General features: G+C 70.0%; 14 protein-coding genes and 2 pseudogenes. 8 read left to right on the top strand and 8 right to left on the bottom strand.

All coding sequences use genetic code 11. The features are described 5' to 3' along the window. Positions 1 to 66 precede the first annotated feature (66 nt). From OO70_RS49240 to OO70_RS49230, 3 genes are read right to left on the bottom strand one after another with little or no spacing between them, the layout of a single operon-like run. Positions 67 to 834 (bottom strand): AfsR/SARP family transcriptional regulator, encoded by a 768-nt coding sequence (locus tag OO70_RS49240; RefSeq protein ID WP_043687810.1) that lies wholly within the window; start codon positions 832 to 834, stop codon positions 67 to 69. Beyond that, positions 831 to 3,908 (bottom strand): non-ribosomal peptide synthetase, encoded by a 3,078-nt coding sequence (locus OO70_RS49235; protein WP_043687808.1) that lies wholly within the window; start codon positions 3,906 to 3,908, stop codon positions 831 to 833. Before OO70_RS49235 ends, OO70_RS49240 begins: the two co-directional genes overlap by 4 nt. After that, a complete protein-coding gene (locus OO70_RS49230; RefSeq protein WP_043687806.1) occupies positions 3,905 to 4,723 on the bottom strand; it encodes a hypothetical protein in 819 nt (272 codons plus the stop codon). The genes OO70_RS49235 and OO70_RS49230 overlap by 4 nt, the downstream gene beginning before the upstream one ends. A 201-nt stretch (positions 4,724 to 4,924) precedes the next feature. On the opposite strand from OO70_RS49230, the gene OO70_RS49225 reads away from it, so the two are divergent. The 6 genes from OO70_RS49225 to OO70_RS49200 all read left to right on the top strand — a co-directional run bounded on the left by OO70_RS49225 (position 4,925) and on the right by OO70_RS49200 (position 12,194). After that, positions 4,925 to 5,230 (top strand): hypothetical protein, encoded by a 306-nt coding sequence (locus OO70_RS49225; protein ID WP_043687803.1) that lies wholly within the window; start codon positions 4,925 to 4,927, stop codon positions 5,228 to 5,230. Beyond that, entirely contained in the window at positions 5,227 to 6,006 is a 780-nt protein-coding gene (locus tag OO70_RS49220; protein WP_051742455.1) for an SDR family NAD(P)-dependent oxidoreductase, read from the top strand. Before OO70_RS49225 ends, OO70_RS49220 begins: the two co-directional genes overlap by 4 nt. 48 nt (positions 6,007 to 6,054) lie before the next feature. Next, positions 6,055 to 6,660 carry a TetR/AcrR family transcriptional regulator gene (locus tag OO70_RS51635; protein ID WP_051742453.1) on the top strand — a complete coding sequence of 202 codons (606 nt, stop codon included), beginning with the start codon at positions 6,055 to 6,057 and terminating at the stop codon, positions 6,658 to 6,660. 32 nt (positions 6,661 to 6,692) lie between these two features. Continuing rightward, a complete protein-coding gene (locus tag OO70_RS49210; protein ID WP_043687798.1) occupies positions 6,693 to 8,258 on the top strand; it encodes an MFS transporter in 1,566 nt (521 codons plus the stop codon). 172 nt (positions 8,259 to 8,430) lie between these two features. Next, positions 8,431 to 9,492: a MupA/Atu3671 family FMN-dependent luciferase-like monooxygenase gene (locus OO70_RS49205; protein WP_324604921.1), complete on the top strand. Its 1,062-nt coding sequence runs from the start codon at positions 8,431 to 8,433 to the stop codon at positions 9,490 to 9,492. A gap of 71 nt (positions 9,493 to 9,563) precedes the next feature. After that, entirely contained in the window at positions 9,564 to 12,194 is a 2,631-nt protein-coding gene (locus OO70_RS49200; RefSeq protein WP_158711660.1) for a helix-turn-helix transcriptional regulator, read from the top strand. A 1-nt stretch (position 12,195) separates the two neighbouring features. On the opposite strand, the gene OO70_RS49195 is transcribed toward OO70_RS49200, so the two are convergent. The 4 genes and pseudogenes from OO70_RS49195 to OO70_RS49185 all read right to left on the bottom strand — a co-directional run bounded on the left by OO70_RS49195 (position 12,196) and on the right by OO70_RS49185 (position 14,163). Next, positions 12,196 to 12,699 (bottom strand): flavin reductase family protein, encoded by a 504-nt coding sequence (locus OO70_RS49195; protein ID WP_051742452.1) that lies wholly within the window; start codon positions 12,697 to 12,699, stop codon positions 12,196 to 12,198. Beyond that, positions 12,666 to 12,935, bottom strand: coding sequence for a hypothetical protein (locus tag OO70_RS49190; RefSeq protein WP_043687793.1), 270 nt, complete (start codon positions 12,933 to 12,935; stop codon positions 12,666 to 12,668). Before OO70_RS49190 ends, OO70_RS49195 begins: the two co-directional genes overlap by 34 nt. Before the next feature lie 225 nt (positions 12,936 to 13,160). Beyond that, positions 13,161 to 13,298: pseudogene (locus tag OO70_RS56490) on the bottom strand (4'-phosphopantetheinyl transferase superfamily protein); the annotation flags it as partial. A gap of 94 nt (positions 13,299 to 13,392) precedes the next feature. After that, entirely contained in the window at positions 13,393 to 14,163 is a 771-nt protein-coding gene (locus OO70_RS49185; RefSeq protein WP_043687792.1) for a thioesterase II family protein, read from the bottom strand. A gap of 364 nt (positions 14,164 to 14,527) precedes the next feature. Here OO70_RS49185 and OO70_RS49180 point away from each other — a divergent pair, with 364 nt between their 5' ends. After that, positions 14,528 to 17,239 (top strand): helix-turn-helix transcriptional regulator, encoded by a 2,712-nt coding sequence (locus OO70_RS49180; RefSeq protein ID WP_078651901.1) that lies wholly within the window; start codon positions 14,528 to 14,530, stop codon positions 17,237 to 17,239. A gap of 80 nt (positions 17,240 to 17,319) precedes the next feature. Here the strand turns inward: OO70_RS49180 and OO70_RS56485 are convergent. Continuing rightward, positions 17,320 to 17,553: pseudogene (locus OO70_RS56485) on the bottom strand (integrase core domain-containing protein); the annotation flags it as partial. A 58-nt stretch (positions 17,554 to 17,611) separates the two neighbouring features. Here OO70_RS56485 and OO70_RS53400 point away from each other — a divergent pair. Continuing rightward, positions 17,612 to 18,074: hypothetical protein (locus OO70_RS53400; protein ID WP_234337139.1), on the top strand; the 463-nt coding region annotated here is incomplete at its 3' end.

The following is an 18,074-nucleotide window of genomic DNA, read 5'->3' as shown; positions in this document are numbered from 1 at the left end:
GACGGACATGCGGAAAGGCCGCGGGCCCGGGGATCACTCCCCGGGCCCGCGGCCTTTCGAGAAAGTTCAGCCGGCGAGGCGGACCCGCCCCGAGTCACGGGCCAGGATCGTCCGCTGCGCCTCGCGGAGCCCCGACCCCGGTTCGAGGCCGAGCTCCCGGTCGAGGGTGTCCCACGCGCTCCGGTAGACGCGCAGCGCGTCGGCGCGCCGCCCAGAGCTGAACAGCGCCCGCATCAGCTGCTCGTAGAAGACCTCGTTCAGCGGATACTCGTTGATCAGGCCGTAGAGGAAGCTGACCAGCTCCCGATGGCCGCCCAGGATCAGCTTGGCCTCGACGAGCCGCTCCAGGCACTCCAGCCGGATCTCCTCGACCCGGGTCACGAGGCCGCGGCCCATCGGCCCGAGCGGCAGCCCGCTGAGCATCGGGCCGCGCCACAGCGCGAGGGCCTGCTCGAACACCACGAGCGCTTCCTCGCAGTGGTCCCGCCGCAGCTCGCCGCGGCCCACCCGGACGAGGTCCTGGAACAGCAGGTAGTCGATGTCCTCAGGGGCGGCCCGCAGCACGTAGCCGGGCGCCTGCGTGACGATCGGGCTCTCCCCGTCGCCGGGCCTGGACAGGAGCTTGCGCAGCTGCGAGATGTAGACGTGCAAGGCGGGGACGGCACGCAGCGGCGGGTCCCCGTCCCATATCTCCTCGATGAGCTGCTTGGTCGAGACGACCTGGTTCGCCTGCGCCAGCAGCGCCGCGAGCGCCGTCCCCATCTTCTGGGCCTGGACCAGGTGCACGGTGTCGGCGTCGACCAGCTTGATGGGACCAAGGACCTGGTATTTCACAGGCTGCCTCCTCCACGGATCCTGGCGGCGAGCGCCAGCGGCGTCGGATGTTCGAAGATCTCCGCGAGCGGCAGCGTCACAGCGGTCAGCTCCTCGACCCGCTGTCCCAGCAGCGCGCCCTGCAGCGAGTTCCCGCCGCTGAGGAAGAAGTTGGTGTGGCCGTCGGGGTCGGGGAGGTCGAGCAGCTCACGCCAGATGCCCAGCAGGGCTGTCACGAGTTCGTCGCCGTCGGCGGGCTCGCCGCCCGAGCCGGCGGCGGGCACGGCGCGGCCGGCCAGGAGGCGGGTCAGCGCCGGATAGTCGATCTTGTCGTTGGCGGTCTTGGGAAACTCCGCCAGCTCCGCGAACTCGGCCGGGACCATCGAGCGGGGCAGCCGCTCACCGGCCCAGCGCCACAGCTCGTCGGGGGACGGGGCCGTCCCGGCGGCGGTCACGAACGCGACCAGCCGGCCGTCGCCGGTCGGATCGCCGTCGAGGACGACGGCCACCGACCGCAGATCGGGATGCTCGGCCAGGATCGACTCGATCTCACCCAGCTCGATCCGGTTGCCGCGCAGCTTGATCTGCCGGTCGCCGCGGCCCAGCAGGACGAGGCTCCCGTCGGCCTGCCAGCAGGCGGTGTCCCCGGTCCGGTAGAGGCGCCCGAGCCCGGGAACGTCGGGGAACCGCTCGGCGGTCAGGTCGGGGCGGCCGTGGTAGCCGTCGGCGAGACCGCCTCCGGCGATGCACAGCTCGCCGCGCACGCCGATCGGCAGTGGCCTGCCGTGCGGGTCGAGGACCAGCACGCGGGTGTCGCGGATCGGCCGCCCGACGTCCATCCTGGCGTCGATCGGCCCCGGCACGACCGCCGACGTCGACCAGATCGTCGTCTCGGTCGGGCCGTAGACGTGGTGCAGCTCGCAGCCGGTCTCCAGCAGGCGCCTGGCCAGCTCGGGCGCCAGCGGCTCGCCGCCGCTCAGCACCTGCCTGCCGCCCAGTGATGGGCCCGCCTCGTCCAGGACCGCCCGCCAGGTCGTGGGGGTCGCCTGGACGGCGTGGGCGCCGTGCCGCTCGATCACCCCGGCGAGGACTACGCCGTCGACCCTGGCCCGGTCGGGGGCGACGATGACGCGGCCGCCCGAGGCCAGCGGGACGAACAGCTCCAGGCCCGAGATGTCGAACGCGAACGTGGTCAGCCACACCATCGCGTGCCCGGAGTCCGCGCCGAGCTCCTCGGCGAAGTGGGCGACGAGGTTCGCCAGCGCGGCCCGTCCGACCAAGGTGCCCTTCGGCCTGCCGGTGGAGCCCGAGGTGTACATGAGGTAGGCGAGCGCGGCCTGGTCGTCGTCCGGAGCCGGGCCCACGGGGACGCCGCCCTCGCCGGGCACCTCGGGGATCTCCCGGACGTCCGGGGCCTCGACAGCGGGCTTGCGCCCGTGCCACAGGAGCGTTCCCGCTCCGGAGTCGGCCAGCTGGTGGGTGATCCGGGCCGTCGGATGGTCGGGGTCGATCGGAAGGTACGCGGCGCCGGTCAGCCAGACGCCGAGGACGGCGGCGGCCAGTTCCGGCCCGCGGGGAGCGGCGACCGCGACGACGTCGCCGGGGCCCGTCCCTTCCAGGAGGTCGCGGACGACCAGCGCCCCCGCCCAGAGGCCGCCCCTGGTGACGGTGCGGTCGCCGTCCAGGACGGCGGGGGCGGCGGAATCCTGGACGGCGCGGCCGTGGATCGCGCCCAGCACGCCGTCCGCGGGGGCAGCCTCGGTGGCGTTCGCGGCGCCGATCACGGTGTGGTCGCGGTCGCTCCACGCCCTCAGCGAGCCGATGGTCGCGCCGGGATCGGCGTCGAGGGCCGTCAGGAGCCGTTCGTAGCGGTCCAGCATCAGGTCGACGTCGTCCCGGTCGAACAGCTCCGTCCGGTAGACCGCCCGGATCCGGACGGCGTCGGGCGCCGACATCACGAACATCTCGAGGTCGAACTTGGCGGAGCCGTTCTCCAAGTGCAGCGGCTCGGCCTTGAGCCCGTCGAGGGCGAACGCCGGGATGCCGAGGCCCTCCACGTGGTTGAAGGCGTGCTGGAACAGCATGGTCCGCCAGGAGTCGCCGGAGCGCCCGGCACGGCGGGTCAGCTCGTCCACCGGGACGTCGGCGTGCACGAGGGCGTCGAAGTAGAGGTCGCGGACACGGCGGACGAAGTCCCGTACGGTCTCGTCGCGGTCGACACGGGTCCGCAGCGGCAGCACGTTGACGTGGTAGCCGATCGCCTGGGGGTCGGTCCTCGGTCGGGTGCTCGCCGGGACGCCGACCACCAGGTCGGGACCGGCGCCGTGTGCGTCGAGCAGCAGCAGGTAGGCGGCGAGGAGGACGGCCGTCTGCGGGGCGCGGACCGTGCGCTGGATCCGCCGGACGGCCGCGACGACCGGTTCCGGCAGGGCGCGCAGGAGATGGTCGCCCGCCAGGGTCGGCGCCGACACGTCCGAGCGGCCGCACCACAGGTCGGCGGGGCCGGCCACCAGCCCGGCGAGGCGCTCGTCCCAGTACCGCTCGCTCTCCGCGGTGACGGGCGGGTCCTGCAGTGCGGGGACCACCGCGGCCAGGTCGGACGGGACCGGCCTGCCCGCGGCGAGCGCGGTGTAGGCGGCGGCGAACTCCTCGACGAACACCGGGATCGACGTGGCGTCGAAGACGAGGTGGTGGACGACGAAGCACAGGACGTCGGCGTCCTCGCCGGAGAGGACGGCGGCGCGGATCAGCGGCTCGCCCGCGAACGCGAACGGCTCGGCGACGAATGGCGCCAGCTCCTCCTCGGGGACGCCGCCCGCCGAGGCGATCCGGGTGACCTCCGGGGCCCGCACCGCGCCGGACAGGACCGTCCGGACGAGGGCCGCCCCCTCCGCCCGGTACACGGTCCGCAGGGACTCGTGCCGCTGGATCAGGGCGGTCAGCGCGTCGCCGACGGCGGCGGACAGCAGCCGGCCATCGGTGCGGAACGCGAACGCGAGATTGTTCGGCACTCCGTCCGGGACCATGCGGTCCAGCAGCCAGAGCGCCTCTTCCTTGACCGAGGCCGTGGCCTCGGCCTGCGCGGTGCCGGTCATCGCTCCCTTTCGGTCAGCAGGCCCTCGACGGCGGCGGCGACATCGGGGTCGCGCAGCAGTTCGGGGTGCGGCAGGTCGAACAGGATCTCCCGGGCGACGGCGCCCTCGCGCCGGTCGGCGGGCAGGGTGTTCAGGCCGTTGTGCTCGGTGGCCGAGGTGATCGCGGTCGCCGCGGCCCAGCCGCGGCTCGGGTCGAGTTCGGCCGCCGACACCAGGTAGGACAGGAAGGCGCGGAACCCGCCGAGCAGTTCGGCCGACCGGTCGGCGGCCAGGCCGATCCCGGTGAGGGCCGGCTCTCCGTGCGCCACGACGAGATCGCTGAGCACTTTGGCCAGTTCCGTCATCGCGAGCTTCTCCGCGAGCGCGACGTCGCCCTCGCGGCGGGCCGCCTCGACCTGCGCGGCGGTCATGAACCCTGCGAGCGCGGTGACGGCGTCCAGGTAGTGGCGGTGCAGCAGCGCGGGGTGCGGTACCTCAGGGTCGAAAACGATCAGCATCGGCGGCTCCTGCCAGGCCGACACCCGCTCGACCAGCCCGGCGCCGAACACGCTGCCGACGCAGTACCCCAGGACCGCCCGGACCGTCAGACCGGACGCGCGGACGTCCGCGGCCCACCGGTCCAGATGGTCGTCGGCGGACCTGTCACCGGGCGCGGGCGGCCGGGTCTCCCAGACCGCGTAGCCCGTCTTGAGCCTCGGGATGAGGTCGCTGAAAGAGCCCACGGTCCGCCCCGTCGTGGCGGCGAAATCCGAAGCGAGAATCAGATCCGCGGTCGAGGAACCGCGAAGAACGTTGAACGCTGCCGGCTGTTCCATTTCGCCTCTTGATCTTCATAGACACCAAGGTTCGAACGCGGACCACGCTCGCATCCCGCTGCAGGGGTAGAAACCCCTACCAACCCCATTTCCGCAGGGTGGCCGGCCCGGCTAGGGGGCGGTAGGGGCTTCTGGGACGTCAATTCGCCGATCTACGCTCCTGGCCGGAGCGCAGTAATTCACACGGAACAGGGAGCGAATATGGGCGTCGACGGAACGTGGCATCTGACTCTCGACAGCGCGATGGGACAGCAGGAGTTCGACTTCGATCTGAAAGCCGCGGGATCGGAGCTGACCGGCACCGGGACCGCGGAAGGCCGTGAGATCGACCCCGAGATCATCGGGGGCGCGATGGACGGCGCGACCGCCTCGTGGAAGGTCAAGGTCCGCAAGCCGATGAAGATCACCCTCACGTTCACCGTCGAGGTCGAGGGCGACGAGATGAACGGCAAGACCAAGGCGGGGATATTCGGCAGCTTCCCGGTGAAGGGCCGGCGGACCTCATGACGGCGACGAGGCCGGTGGACCCCGTCGCACCGTTCACCGGCCTGTCCGCCGTGGTGACCGGCGGGGGCTCGGGGATCGGCCTGGCGACGGCCCGGATGCTCGCCGCCCGCGGCGCGTCCGTGGTCTGCGTCGACCTGGACCCGTCCGCCGTCGACGGCCCGCTGACCGGCCTGCGGGGCGACATCTCCGATGACGGGATCGCCGAGGTGGTCACGGCGGCGGCCGAGCGGCTCGGCGGCATCGACGTACTGGTCAACCATGCCGGGCTGCTGGCTCGCGGCTCGTTCGAGGCCAACGGGCTGGACGAGTGGCGGCGGGTGTTCGAGGTGAACGTCCTCGGAACGGTCCGGGTCAGCAGGGCGGCCATGCCGTGGCTGCGCGAATCGGCGAGGGCCGGGCGGAATCCGGCGATCGTCAACACCTGCTCGATCACGGCGCTGGTGGGGATGCCGGGCGGGGCGGTCTACGGCTCGTCCAAGGGCGCGCTGTACTCGCTGACCCTGTCGATGGCGGCCGACCTGCTCGGCGAGGGCGTGCGCGTCAACTGCGTCGCGCCGGGCCCGGTCGACACCCCGTGGGTGCGGCGGGAACTCGCCGTCGCGCCCGACCCGGAGGCCGCGCTGAAAGCCGTCCACGCGCGGCAGCCCAACGGTCGGCTCATCACCGCGGACGAGGTCGCCGAGGCGATCTGCCACCTGGCGGGACCGCTCTCAGCGGCCACGACGGGGACCGCCCACGTCATCGACGGCGGGCTGCGGAGCCTCCGGGTGCCGTAGCCCATCCAGATGGTTGACACTCTGACACCCTGACGTCATAGTGTCAGCATGACACCGAGGAAGACGCCTGAGGATCGGCGTGACGAGATCCTCACCGCCGCCTTGAAGGTCTTCGGCCATTACGGCTACCGCAGGGCCTCCATGGAACTGATCGCGCAGGCCGCGGGCATCTCGCGACCGGCGCTCTATCAGCACTTCAGCGGGCGGGAGGACATTTTCCGCGCGATGGGGGACCGCATGCTCGACGGCGTGCTGGACACCGCCCGGGACGCCGCGGCCAGGCAGACCACCCTGGTCGACAGGGTGTACGCGGCCCTGTCGGTCAAGCTCGAACTCGTCGTGGGCTCGGTCGACGCCGAGTTCCGGACCGAGCTGCTCACCGAGGCCGGGCTCGTCGCGGCCGACCTGATGGTCTCCTTCAAGATCCGCTTTGCCGACCTGATCGAGGAGCAGCTCGCGGCGTCGTCCGCCGAGCTCGCTCAACTCGGCACGGTCATTTCGGCGCGCGACTGCGCCGACCTCCTTCTCGACGCCGTCGTCGGCATCAGCCAGGCCGACGCCCCGGCCGAATCACTGCACCGCAGGCTCCACCAGATGGTGGAGCTGACCGTGCTCGGGCTCGGGCTGCCCCCGGTGGCAACGCCGGTCCACTGACCGACGCTTCCTCTCTCAAGGAGACACCCCTCATGGATGCCGCTACCGTTCACAAACGGCGCTGGGCGATCCTCGCCGTACTGAGCCTCTGCTTAGTGATCAGTGGACTCGACGCCCTGGTCATCGCGATGGCGGTGCCGAAGATCCAAGAGGATCTCGGGGCCACCGTCGGCGAGATGCAGTGGTCGGTCGACGCCTACACCCTGACCTTCGGCGGGCTGCTGCTGCTCGCGGGAACCCTCGGGGACCGCTTCGGCCACAAGATCATGCTGCTGGGGGGGCTCGTCCTCATCCTCGGCTTCTCCGTCGCCGCCGCCTTCGCGAGCGGCCCCGGCACCCTCATCACGTTCCGGGCCGGCATGGGCCTCGGCTCGGCGATGGTCATGCCCGCCACCCTCGCCATCATCAAGCAGGTCTTCCCGCCCGAGGAGCAGGCCAAGGCGATCGGCGTGTGGTCCGGCGCCGCCGGGATCGGCATCCCGCTCGGCCCCGTCATCGGCGGCCTGCTGCTCAACCACTACTGGTGGGGCTCGATCTTCCTGATCAACGTCCCGGTCGTCGGGCTCGCCCTGATCGGCGGCTTCGTGCTCATCCCGTCCTGGCGTGCGCCGAAGGCCATCACGCTCGACCTCATCGGCGCGTTCCTGGCGGTCGGCGGCCTGGTGCTGCTCGTCTACGGGCTCATCGAGGCTCCGGCGGACGGCTGGGGCAGCGGCACCACCCTCGCCTCGCTGATCGGCGGGGCGGTGCTCCTGTGCGGGTTCATCGCCTGGGAGGCCCGCACGGCCCACCCGATGCTGCCGCTGTCGCTCTTCGCCAACCGGCGGTTCAGCGGCTCCGCCGCCGCCCTGTTCTGCCAGGCGTTCGCGCTGTTCGGCAGCCTCTTCGTGCTCACCCAGTACTTCCAGATCGCCCGGGCCCACGACCCGCTCGCCTCCGGCGTTCGCATGCTGGCGATCATCACGCTGGTCATCTCGTCGCCGCTGGCTCCGAACGTCGTGAAGATGATCGGTGACAAGGCCACCATCATCCTGGGGATGCTGCTCATCGGGGCGGGCGCGTTCGCCCTGGCGACCGCCGACGTCGACGCCGAGACGACCGTCCTCATCAGCCTCGGCGTCATGGGCTTCGGCATCGGCCTGTCCATCCCGCCGTCGGTCGACGGCATCCTCGCCAACGCCCCCGAGAACCAGGCCGGGACCGCCTCGGCCGTCAACGACACCGCGCTCCAGGTCGGCGGCGCGGTCGGTGTCGCGATCCTCGGCACGGCGATGACCTCGGCCTACCAGGGAGCGCTGCCGTCCCTCGACGCACTGAGCCCGGCCGACCGGTCGAACGTCCACGACTCGCTCGGCAGCGCACTGGCCACCACCGCCAGGATCGGCGACACCGGCCTCGCGGCCAAGGCCGTCGACGCCTTCGGTTCCGGCCTCCACGCCGCGGCGATCACCAGCGGGATCGTCGCGTTGGTGGGCGCCGCCGTCACGGCATTCCTCATGCCGCGCGGACTCAAGCAGCCCGCCAAGCCGCACGCCGTCCAGGCCGGACAAGCCGAACAGACGGAACAGACGGAACAAACCGCCGGCCTCGCCGACTGACCGGACCATCCCCCCATCGGCTTCGGCCGGACCGCTCCCCCGTGCGGTCCGGCCGAAGCTTTTTAGCCAGAGAGTCACCGCCCGAAAACCCCTACGCGCCCGACCCTCCGGAGGATAGGGGGAGGTTTAGGGGTCAGCATCCACGCTCCCCTGATTATCGTGCCATTGGCCGATGGTCCGGATGGGAACGGAGTTCACCGTGGATTTCAGTCTGTTCTACTTCGCCGACACAGGAAACGCTACGCAGAACAGATATGAGCTCCTTCTCGAAGGTGCGCGATTCGCCGATGTCCACGGATTCTCTGCCGTGTGGACACCTGAGCGTCATTTCCATTCCTTCGGCGGTCTCTATCCCAATCCAGCGGTGACCTCGGCCGCCGTAGCGGCGATCACCGAGCGCGTCTCCATTCGCGCCGGCAGCGTGGTCGCCCCCTTGCACCACCCCGTCCGGATCGCCGAGGAATGGTCGGTCGTGGACAACCTCTCCGGGGGCCGCGCCGGGGTCTCGTTCGCGTCCGGATGGAACGCCGTGGACTTCGCCCTGCGGCCGGAGAACTTCGCCGACAGCAAGCGCGTCCTCGTCGAGACCGTCGAGACCGTGCGGCGCCTGTGGCGGCAGGAGGAGCTGGAGTTCACCGACGGCACAGGGGCCGCCTCCTCCGTGCGGATCTTCCCGCCACCGATCCAGCCCGAACTCCCGATCTGGCTCACCAGCGCAGGGTCGATCGAGACCTTCCGGCAGGCCGGCGAGCTGGGCGTCGGGGTGCTCACCCACCTGCTCGGGCAGGACCTCGACGGCCTCGCAGGGAAGATCCGCGCCTACCGGGACACCCACGCCGAGCACCACGGCACCCGCGGCCATGTGGCCCTCATGCTGCACACCTACATCGGAACCGACCGCGACGAGGTCAGGAAGCTGGTGCACGACCCTTTCAGCGCCTACCTCCGCAGCTCCATCGGCCTGTTCGCGCGAGCCATCAGCGCCGACATGCCGGGCGTCGACCTGAACCGGCTGACGCCCGCCGACGTCGACTTCATCATCTCCCGCTCCTTCGACCGCTACTTCGACACCGGCGGCCTGTTCGGCACGGTGCAGGACGCGGTGAAGACGGTGAAGGCGCTGAAGGACATCGACGTCGACGATCTCGCCTGCCTCATCGACTTCGGTCTCGACACCGGCGTCGCGCTGGAGGGCCTGAGCCGCCTCGACGAGGTCCGCCGGCAGCAGAACTGATCGCGTTCAGGTCCCGGGAAACATCGCATATCTCATCCTGTGCCCGGCGCCATCGGGGGGTGCGTGTCACGTTGAAACGCCAAGCTGAGTTCGAAATCCTCTCTTCGCTTCTGTCCGACGTCCTGCACGGCAAGGGCGGCGCCGCTCTGATCACGGGGCTCGGCGGCTACGGCAGGACCAGTCTGCTCCGCACCTTCGGCGAGGAGGCGACGGCACGGGGCGCCGTTTTCCTCGGCGCCTCCGCGACGCGCGCCGATGACGATCCCGCCGAACTCTTCGGTCAGCTCCTGCTGCATCCACGTATCCCGTCATCGGCAGCCGAGTACCTGTCCGAAATATGGGTGGAGGGGGGCCGCCCGCCCTCGGCGGCGCAGCTGCACCGGCTCTGGCGGCCCGTCCAGGAGCTCGCCGACCGCACCCCGGTGGTGATCGGCATCGACGACACCCACCACGCGGGCGCCGAGGTGCTGCGGAGCCTGCTCTACCTCACCCGGCGACTGGAGACCGCGCCGATCCTCATCGCGATGACGCTGTCATCCTGCCCGCTCGACGAGCGTCCCCAGTTCTCCGCCGAGATGAGCAGCCAGCCGCACTGCAGCCACATACGGCTGGAACCGCTGCCGCCGCCGGCCGCCGCCGACGCCGTTCGGCGCGCGCTGCGGCCGATCACGCAGGACGTCAAGCCGTCCGGGTTCGTCCGGCTCAGCGCCGGCAACCCGCTGTTGCTGTCGGCGCTCGTCGCCGACGCCCGCGCCTACCGGCCCCCGGCGGGGACCGCGGTGCCGGGAGGCCACTTCGCGACGGCCGTGTGGCGGCTCCTCCACCGGGGGCATCCGACCGTCGCCGAGCTCGCGCGAGCCGTCGCCGTCCTCGGCGACGTGGCCACCCCCGGACTGCTCGCCGAGATCCTCACCATCGACCCGACCGTCGCCGTCCAGGGGCTCCAGTCCCTCGAGGCGTCGGGACTGCTGCTCGGCGGCGGGTTCCGCGCCGACGCCGCCCGCGACGCCGTCCTGTCCAAGATCCCGGCCAAGCGGCAGGCCGAGCTGCTGCTGCGCGCGGCGGCCGTACTGCGGGACGACGGCGCGCCGCCGACCCGCCTGGCCGCGCTGCTGTCGAAGGCCGGCGACATCGACGAGCCGTGGATGGTGGACGTCCTCCGGGACGCCGCCGGCCAGGAGGAGCGCGGCGACTTTTCCCGCGCCGTCCGCTACCTGCGGCTGGCCCGGCAGGCCTCCGCGCGGGGCGGGCCGGAGCACGCCCAGATCACCTCCGATCTGGCCGCCGCCGAATGGCAGATCGACCCGCTCTCGGTCGTCCGGCTGCTGCCCGACCTCGACGAGGCGGCGAGAGGCGGCAGGCTCACCTCCTCGCAGACCGAGAACCTCGTCACCTGTCTGCTCTGGCACGGTCAGCGCGAGAACGCCCTCGCGCTGCTGGCCAGCGGAGTCGACCTCGGCGCCCCGCCGGACTGGGCGGAGGTGTTCCGCTCCTGGCTGTACCCGTCCCTCGTCCCCGAGCAGGCCGGCCCGCCCGACGACGTCCGGACGGCCGGGACCGCGGCCATCCCCGGCATGGAGATCGACGACGACATGCTCATCGCGGCCGAGCAGTCGCTGCTGAACACCCGGCTCGACGACTCGGCGCTGGTCCCCGCACTGTCGGCCCTCTCGATGCTCGTCTACACCGATCGCCTGGACCGTGCCGGAACCTGGATCGACATCCTGTTACAGGCGGCCGAACGCCGCGGCTCGGTGACGTGGCGGGCGCTGCTGTCGACCGCGCTCTCGATCATCGATCTGCGCCGCGGCGACCTCACCGCCGCGGACGCGCACGCCCAGCGCGCGCTGTCGCTGCTGTCGAATCGCAGCTGGGGGATGGCGATCGGCCTGCCGCTGTCGAGCGCGGTGAACGCCTCGACCGACCGGGGCCGCCATGACGAGGCCGCGGCGCTGCTCGCGGTACCGCTCCCCGACGGCATGTTCGAGACCCTCCCCGGCCTCTACTACATGTACGCGCGGGCCCGGCACCACGCCGCCATCGGCCACCATCTGACGGCGCTGGCCGACTACGACTCGTGCGGCGAGCTCATGCGCTCCTGGGAGATCGACCAGCCCGCGCTGATCCCGTGGCGGAACGGCGCGGCCCTGGCCGGTCTGCGGCTCGGCCGCACCACCTACGCCCGCGCCCTGCTGGCCGAGCAGCTGGCGTTGACCGAACCGTGGGATCTGCGCACGCGCGGCGCGACCCTGCGGATCCATGCCATGCTGTCGCACGGAGCCGATCGGGTGGCCATGCTGTACCAGGCGGTCGCGGCTGCCGAGCAGACCTCCGACCTCGTCGGCCTGGCGACCGTCCTCATCGACCTGGGCCGGGCCCAGCGGGCGCAGAACGACCTGGCCGGCGCCGAGGCCACCTGGGGCCGGGCGGGCGCGCTGATCGCCCGTACGGGGATGAAGACTCCGTCCGATGCTCCGGCGCAGGCGCGGTCCACCGGTGACGACCGGGCGGGCACGATGGAGCTGAGCGACGCCGAGCAGCGGGTCGCCTCGCTGGCGGCGGCAGGCTACTCCAACCGGGAGATCGCGACCGAGCTCTGCATCACCGTCAGCACCATCGAGCAGCACCTCACCCGGGTCTACCGCAAGCTGAAGGTGAGCCGGCGCCCGCACCTGGCCAAGGCTCTGGACGGCCTCACCTGACCTATCCGGCGAGCGCCCGGAACCTGCTGCGGTGGAAGACCAGCGGGCGCTCGCCCTGGTAGTCGGCGACGGCCCGAACCCCCAGCAGGACGACGAGGTGATCCCCGGCGAGGATCTCGTCCGCGACCACGCACTCCAGCCACGCGACCCCGCCCGGCAGCAGCACCGCGCCGCTGTCGACCGGGGCCCACTCGACCCGCCCGAACCGCTCGGCGGCGGGCCCCGCGAGGTCGCGGCAGATCCCGCCGTCTCCCTCGGCCAGGACACTGATCCCGACCGCCGGGCTCTCCCGCAGCTCCGGCCACGTCCGTGAGGTGACCGATACGCACACCGACACCAGGGCGGGCTCCAGCGACACCGACGTGAACGAGCTCACCGCCATTCCGGCCGGTGCGCCGTCGCGGAGCGCGCACACGGCGACGACGCCGCTCGGGAAGCCGCCCAGTACCGTCCGCAGATCCCGCTCGTTGGTCACCGCACGCAGTCGTGGCCGTCGCTCTGCCATCCCGCCCCCTCGTCATCGCGCCCGGACAGGCCGTCAACGAACTTCCGCCAGGCGTCCCGCTCCGCCGGGGTCAGGGCTCCGGCCCCGCTGGCATCGGGATGCGACGGAGGCGGCCCGGCACGTTCCGGCTGAGGGACGAGGAAAGGGACATTGGCCACGGCGAACACCCAGCCCTGGCATTGCCCGGCGGAGTCCAGCACCATTCCGCGCAGCATCCGGACAATCGATCCCACCATGCCTCCCCGCCACCTGGACAATACTGCAACCCTAACCACCCACCCTTAAGAACCCCCAAATCACCGCAGCGAATACAGGAATCGTCATAGGCCATGCGATCTCGGAACCATGAATGCCGAGCAGAGCGGCCGCCGGGTGCCATCAAGGCCACGCGGCGTGACACCTTGCCCCACCAGCGGCTTCTTCGTCTACTGACGCTCCCCGCCCCCACCCGTCAGCCGCGTCAACAACCGGGCCTCGAATTGTCCCGTTGGGTCAAGGGCGACTTTTACATCAAGGAAGTCGAGCCAACGGTGCGCGAGGGGGAACCATGCCTTGTAAAGGGATTCCTTCGCGCAGAACAGGAGCCGGTCCCAGTCGACGCGATATGCGGCGCGAATTCACGACGCCGACCGGGAACCGCGCGTGCGACCACCGCTTCTTCGGCAGCCGCCTGCGCCGGCAGGATGGCTTCGATCATGGATGTGACGGAGTGGACAGGATGAGCTGGGACACCTCGGCGACGACCTTGTCTGCGCGCGCCGTCAGATAGAAGTGGTCACCCTTGAAGACGCGCATCGAGAAAGTGCCGCTGGTGTGCTCGCGCCAGGCCTTGGCCTCCTCCAACGTGGTCAGCGGGTCGGCGTCTCCGACGAAGGCGTGGATCGGACAGGTGACGCGAGGGATGCCGACGGGTCGGTAGGTCTCGATGGCGGTGTAGTCGGCACGCAGAGCCGGCAGGAAAAGGCGGCGAGTTTCCGGATCGGCGAATGTGGCGGGGTCTGTGCCGCCGAGCGCGGCGACGGTGGCGATGAGCCCGGCGTCGTCCTGACGGTGCACGGCCTCCTCCCGGATGCGGGAGGGTGCGCGCCTGCCGGAGACGATGAGCCCGGTGGGCGTCTCGTTCAGCTCCGCTTCCATCAGCCTCGCCACCTCGAACGCGAGCGCGGCTCCCATGCTGTGACCGAAGAACCAGGTGCGGCCCACCTTGGCCTTGGGCAGGGCGCGGAACACTTGGGCGGCCAGGGTGTGGATGTTGCTGATCGCGGGTTCCCTGTGCCTGTCCTGACGCCCCGGGTACTGCACGGCCAGGACCTCCACTTTTCCTGCCAGCGCACGAGAAACCGGGAAGTAGTAGCTGGCTGCCCCGCCCGCGTGAGGGAAACAGACCATCCTCGGCGCCGGCTCGTCCGCAGGTTGAAAGCTGCGTGCCCATGCCGACACGTGGTTTGGGGGGATTACCGACATCAGCCAAGGTCCTTGGATTCGGTGTTCGGCGAAGAGCGACAGCCTCCAGCCCTGCCTTCAGCCTTCAGCCGGGTCCCGCTGGACGACAACCCCTACGGCCTCCTACCTCACCCCTCTCCTTCCGGACCCGACCCGCCAGAGCAGTCACGCTTCGTTCATGACGAATCACGCAGAGTGATACATCTCTACTCTTTGCCATGCCTTGATGTTTTGTTCCGTTCTGTTCTACGTGAGTTGCTAAACTGCAAGTAGTGAGGTACACGGGACACGTATGTGTCCTTTGTGTTAATCGGGGGTTCTGTGCGGCGAGTCTCACTTGGCCTCGATCGGGCATGGCAACTACTTCACACGGGGGTTTGCTGTTATGTTCTTCGTCGAATACGGTGAGGCGTTCCGTATTCTGCGGGATTTAATGCCGCTGTCTGCCGCCGGAAATGGTCAGTTCGTTCTTGTGAGCGGCGCATTAGGAGGCGGCAAAACGCGCCTTCTTCATGAATTCTGGAAATCGGCATCAGAACATGACGCACTCGTGCTCTGGGCTGCTGGCTCACGCGCCGAGCAGGGACTGCCGATGGGGGTGGTCGATCAGCTGATTCATCACGCGGATCTTCCGAATGACCTCACCGACGGTATATCCCGGCTCATCGGCCGGTCCTTTCAGGAGTTCAGCGCTCCTGCGTTCGACTCACCGGCCGAGTTACCGGCGCTGCGGGAAATCTGCCAGATGCTGTTAGAGCTGTGCACCGAGAGGCACGTCGTTATTTGCGTCGACGATCTGCAGTTCGTGGACCCTGCCTCTCTGCAGGTTCTGCTCTACCTGCAGCACAGGATGAGGTCTCGGCGCCTGTTGGTGATCCTCAGCGAATGGGAGTATCCGTGGGTTGCCCAGCCGCCGTGCCGGGCCGAGGTCACCCGGCAGCCACACCTGCGGATCCAGCTGAAACTGATGACCGAGGAAAAGATCCGCTCGTTGCTCGCAACGATCACTGATCCGTCCACCACCGCCTGGCTCGCGCGCAGGCTCCACCACCTCAGCGGCGGCAACCCGACCCTCGTCAACGCCCTGGTCGAGGACTTACAGCTCGCAACGGAACACGAGGGGGCGCCTGGTCCCGGTGGGGGTAAACGGTTCGGCCGGGCCGTCGTGACCTGTCTGCACCGCTGGGAACCCCAGATGTTCGACGTGGCCTGCGGCATTGCGGTGCTCGGCGAGCACGCCTCCCCTTCTCGGCTCAGTCGGCTGCTGGATCTCGATGTGGCACAGGTCGGGCATTCGATCGAGGTCCTCACCCGGGCCGGTCTCGTCCGCGCCGACCGCCTGGGCTCCTGCGAGGTCGCTTCCGTAATCCTGGCCGGCATGTCGGCCGAGGAACGGTCGGCGATGCACTTGGGCGCTGCCGGCCTGTTGTACGACGCCGGAGAAGACGCTGCCGATGTTGCCGCGCATCTGCTCGCCGCAGCCCGCGCGGACGGCGACTGGGCTCCGCGAGTGCTGTCCGAAGCGGCCGAACGGGCCCTGGGCAAGGGGGACTCCACGACCGCGCTCAGCTGTCTGGGCCTGGCGCTGGACGCGGCCGACGACACCGACCAGCGTCGCGTGGTCCTGCGGCAGCTGTTCAAACTCACACTGCAGACCAATCCCACCGCCGCGCTCTCGTTCCTGTCGCTGCTCCGGGAGGCGCTGCGCGCGGGCAGGCTCGTCGACCGGGACGTAGTTTCCCTCGTACGACTCCTGGTGTCCCGCGGGGACGCCGACGGCGCGGTGAGTGTCATGGAAGACGCCATGACGAGCGGCATCGCCCTCGGTCAAGAGGCCCGCTTGGAACTCGAGTTGACGTTCCGGCGCTGGTACGGCGCCGCGTGCCCGCCGTTCCTCACCTCGGACAGTCTGCGAGCCTGGTACACCAAGGCCTCCGATATCGGGGCACCGCGCCTTGACACGGGCCAGATCTTCGCCCGGGTGTGGGTCAGGGGTGGCGACGAGGAGAGCGCGGAGGCGGCCGAGCAGGTGCTCCGGCAGAGCAGACTGGGCGTCAGGCCGCTGGAGACGATGAGCGCGGCAATTCTTGCCTTGGCCTACGGAGGCCGGTGCGACAGGGCGCTGTCCTGGTGCGACGAACTGATCGAGCATTTCGGCGACCGGGGTGCCACGGCCTGCCTGGCTGAAATGCAGGCTGTACGGGCCGATGTGTGCTTGCGCAGTGGCGATTCCGACGCCGCGATCGAGCTGGCGCAGAACGCGGTCACGCTGCTTCGGAACGAGGGCTGGGGCCTGCTCGTCGGGTACCCGCTGTCGGTTCTCATCGAGGCCAACCTCGAACTGGGCCGAGTGCGGGAGGCTGTGGACAACGCCGCGCGACCCATACCGGAGGCGATGCTGGAGACGGCCGTCGGTGTCCGCTATGCGCACGCCCTCGGACGACTGGCGATGGCCAGTGGCAGGATCACCGAGGCTCTGGACTACTTCCACGCCTGCCGCCACCGGCTGGATGTGTGGAACGTGCAGATGGGCGGGCCCGTCCCGCTGCCCGCCAGCACGGCCGAGGCCCTACTGATCAGGGGCGACAGGACCGGCGCGCGCGAGGTGCTCCAGGACTGGCTGGAGCAGCCTGCGTGCCGGGACGGCAGGACAGCGGGCATGGCACTGCGGCTACTGGCCGCCACCGCGGAGCAGGACGAGCGGGTGCGGCTGCTGCTGCGCGCGGTGGACCGGCTCAGGGCCGCCGGCGATTCCGTCGAACTACTCCGGGCGGAAAGGGAACTGCAGCACACCTACGACGGCGTCGGCCAGCGCTTTGAACCAGGGGATGACATGCGTCCGGGCCGGCCCGAAAGGGTGCCCGATCCGGCCGGCAGCAATTCTGTCGGCGATCTTGAGGAGCTCAGCGAGGCTGAACTGCGGGTGGCGAGGCTTGCCGCGATGGGACGCTCGAACCGCGACATCAGCCGCGAACTGTGGATCACCGTGTCCACCGTGGAACAGCATCTCACCCGGGTCTACCGCAAGTTGAGGATAAGCGGCCGGTCCAAGCTGTCGAAGCTGTTCGCTCCTATGGCGATGTGCGGACCGCAGTGAGGGTTTTCCAACATCACGGTGATGCGGATGGTGCTGCAGCGGAGTGGGCTTCGCCCCGCCATGTGGACATCTGCGAACTGTGCAGCCAAGTTCAAGCTGTCCGAGTTGATCGAGCGTCGTTCGAATTCGACCGAACTGATATGACCGAGTGCGGAGTGACGGCGCCGGATGTTGTACCGGGCCAGCCACGTGAACACGGCCATGCGAGCCTCGGAATTCCTCAACCATCGCTCTCCATAAAGCAGTTCCCGCTTGATGCCGGCGAAGAATGACTCGGCAAGTGCATTGTCGTAGCTCGATCCGACCCTGCGCCTGCCGAAAAACTCATCCGTCCTGGTGGGGGCTGGTGTACGGGGGGCGAACGTGTTCGCCCTGCTGCGGCTGCTGCCGGTGAGCAACCAGGACAAGGACGCGGAGATCCTCGCGCTGCGTCATCAGATCACGGTGCCGGAACGCCAACTCGGCCGGGATCGGGTGCGGTTCGCCCCGAGTGACCGGGTGTTCCTGGCCGCGCTGCTGCACCGGCTCCCGCGCGGTGTGCCGCGCCGGGCACGGCTGCTGGTGCGCCCGGACACTGTGCTGCGCCGGCACCGTGACCTCGTCTCGCGCCGCCACGCGGCCCGTTCCCGGCCCAAGCGTGCGGGTCGGCCGCGTACGGTGCGCTCGATCCGCGTTCTCGTGCTGCGTCTGGCGCGGGAGAATCCCGGGTGGCGCATCCACGGCGAACTGCTGGTCCTGCGTGTACTGCTTCGCCCGCAAGTCGCACAGCTATCTGGACCTCGACACCGGCCTCGGCTTCGACTCGCAGATCGTCGTCAAGGTGAACGCGCCGGAC

This window comes from Streptomyces xylophagus (assembly GCF_000716435.1).
In the GTDB taxonomy this organism is placed as follows: domain Bacteria; phylum Actinomycetota; class Actinomycetes; order Streptomycetales; family Streptomycetaceae; genus Streptomyces; species Streptomyces xylophagus.
The sequence above is the reverse complement of the archived record's forward strand: the minus strand, read 5'-3'. Positions and strand labels throughout refer to the sequence as shown.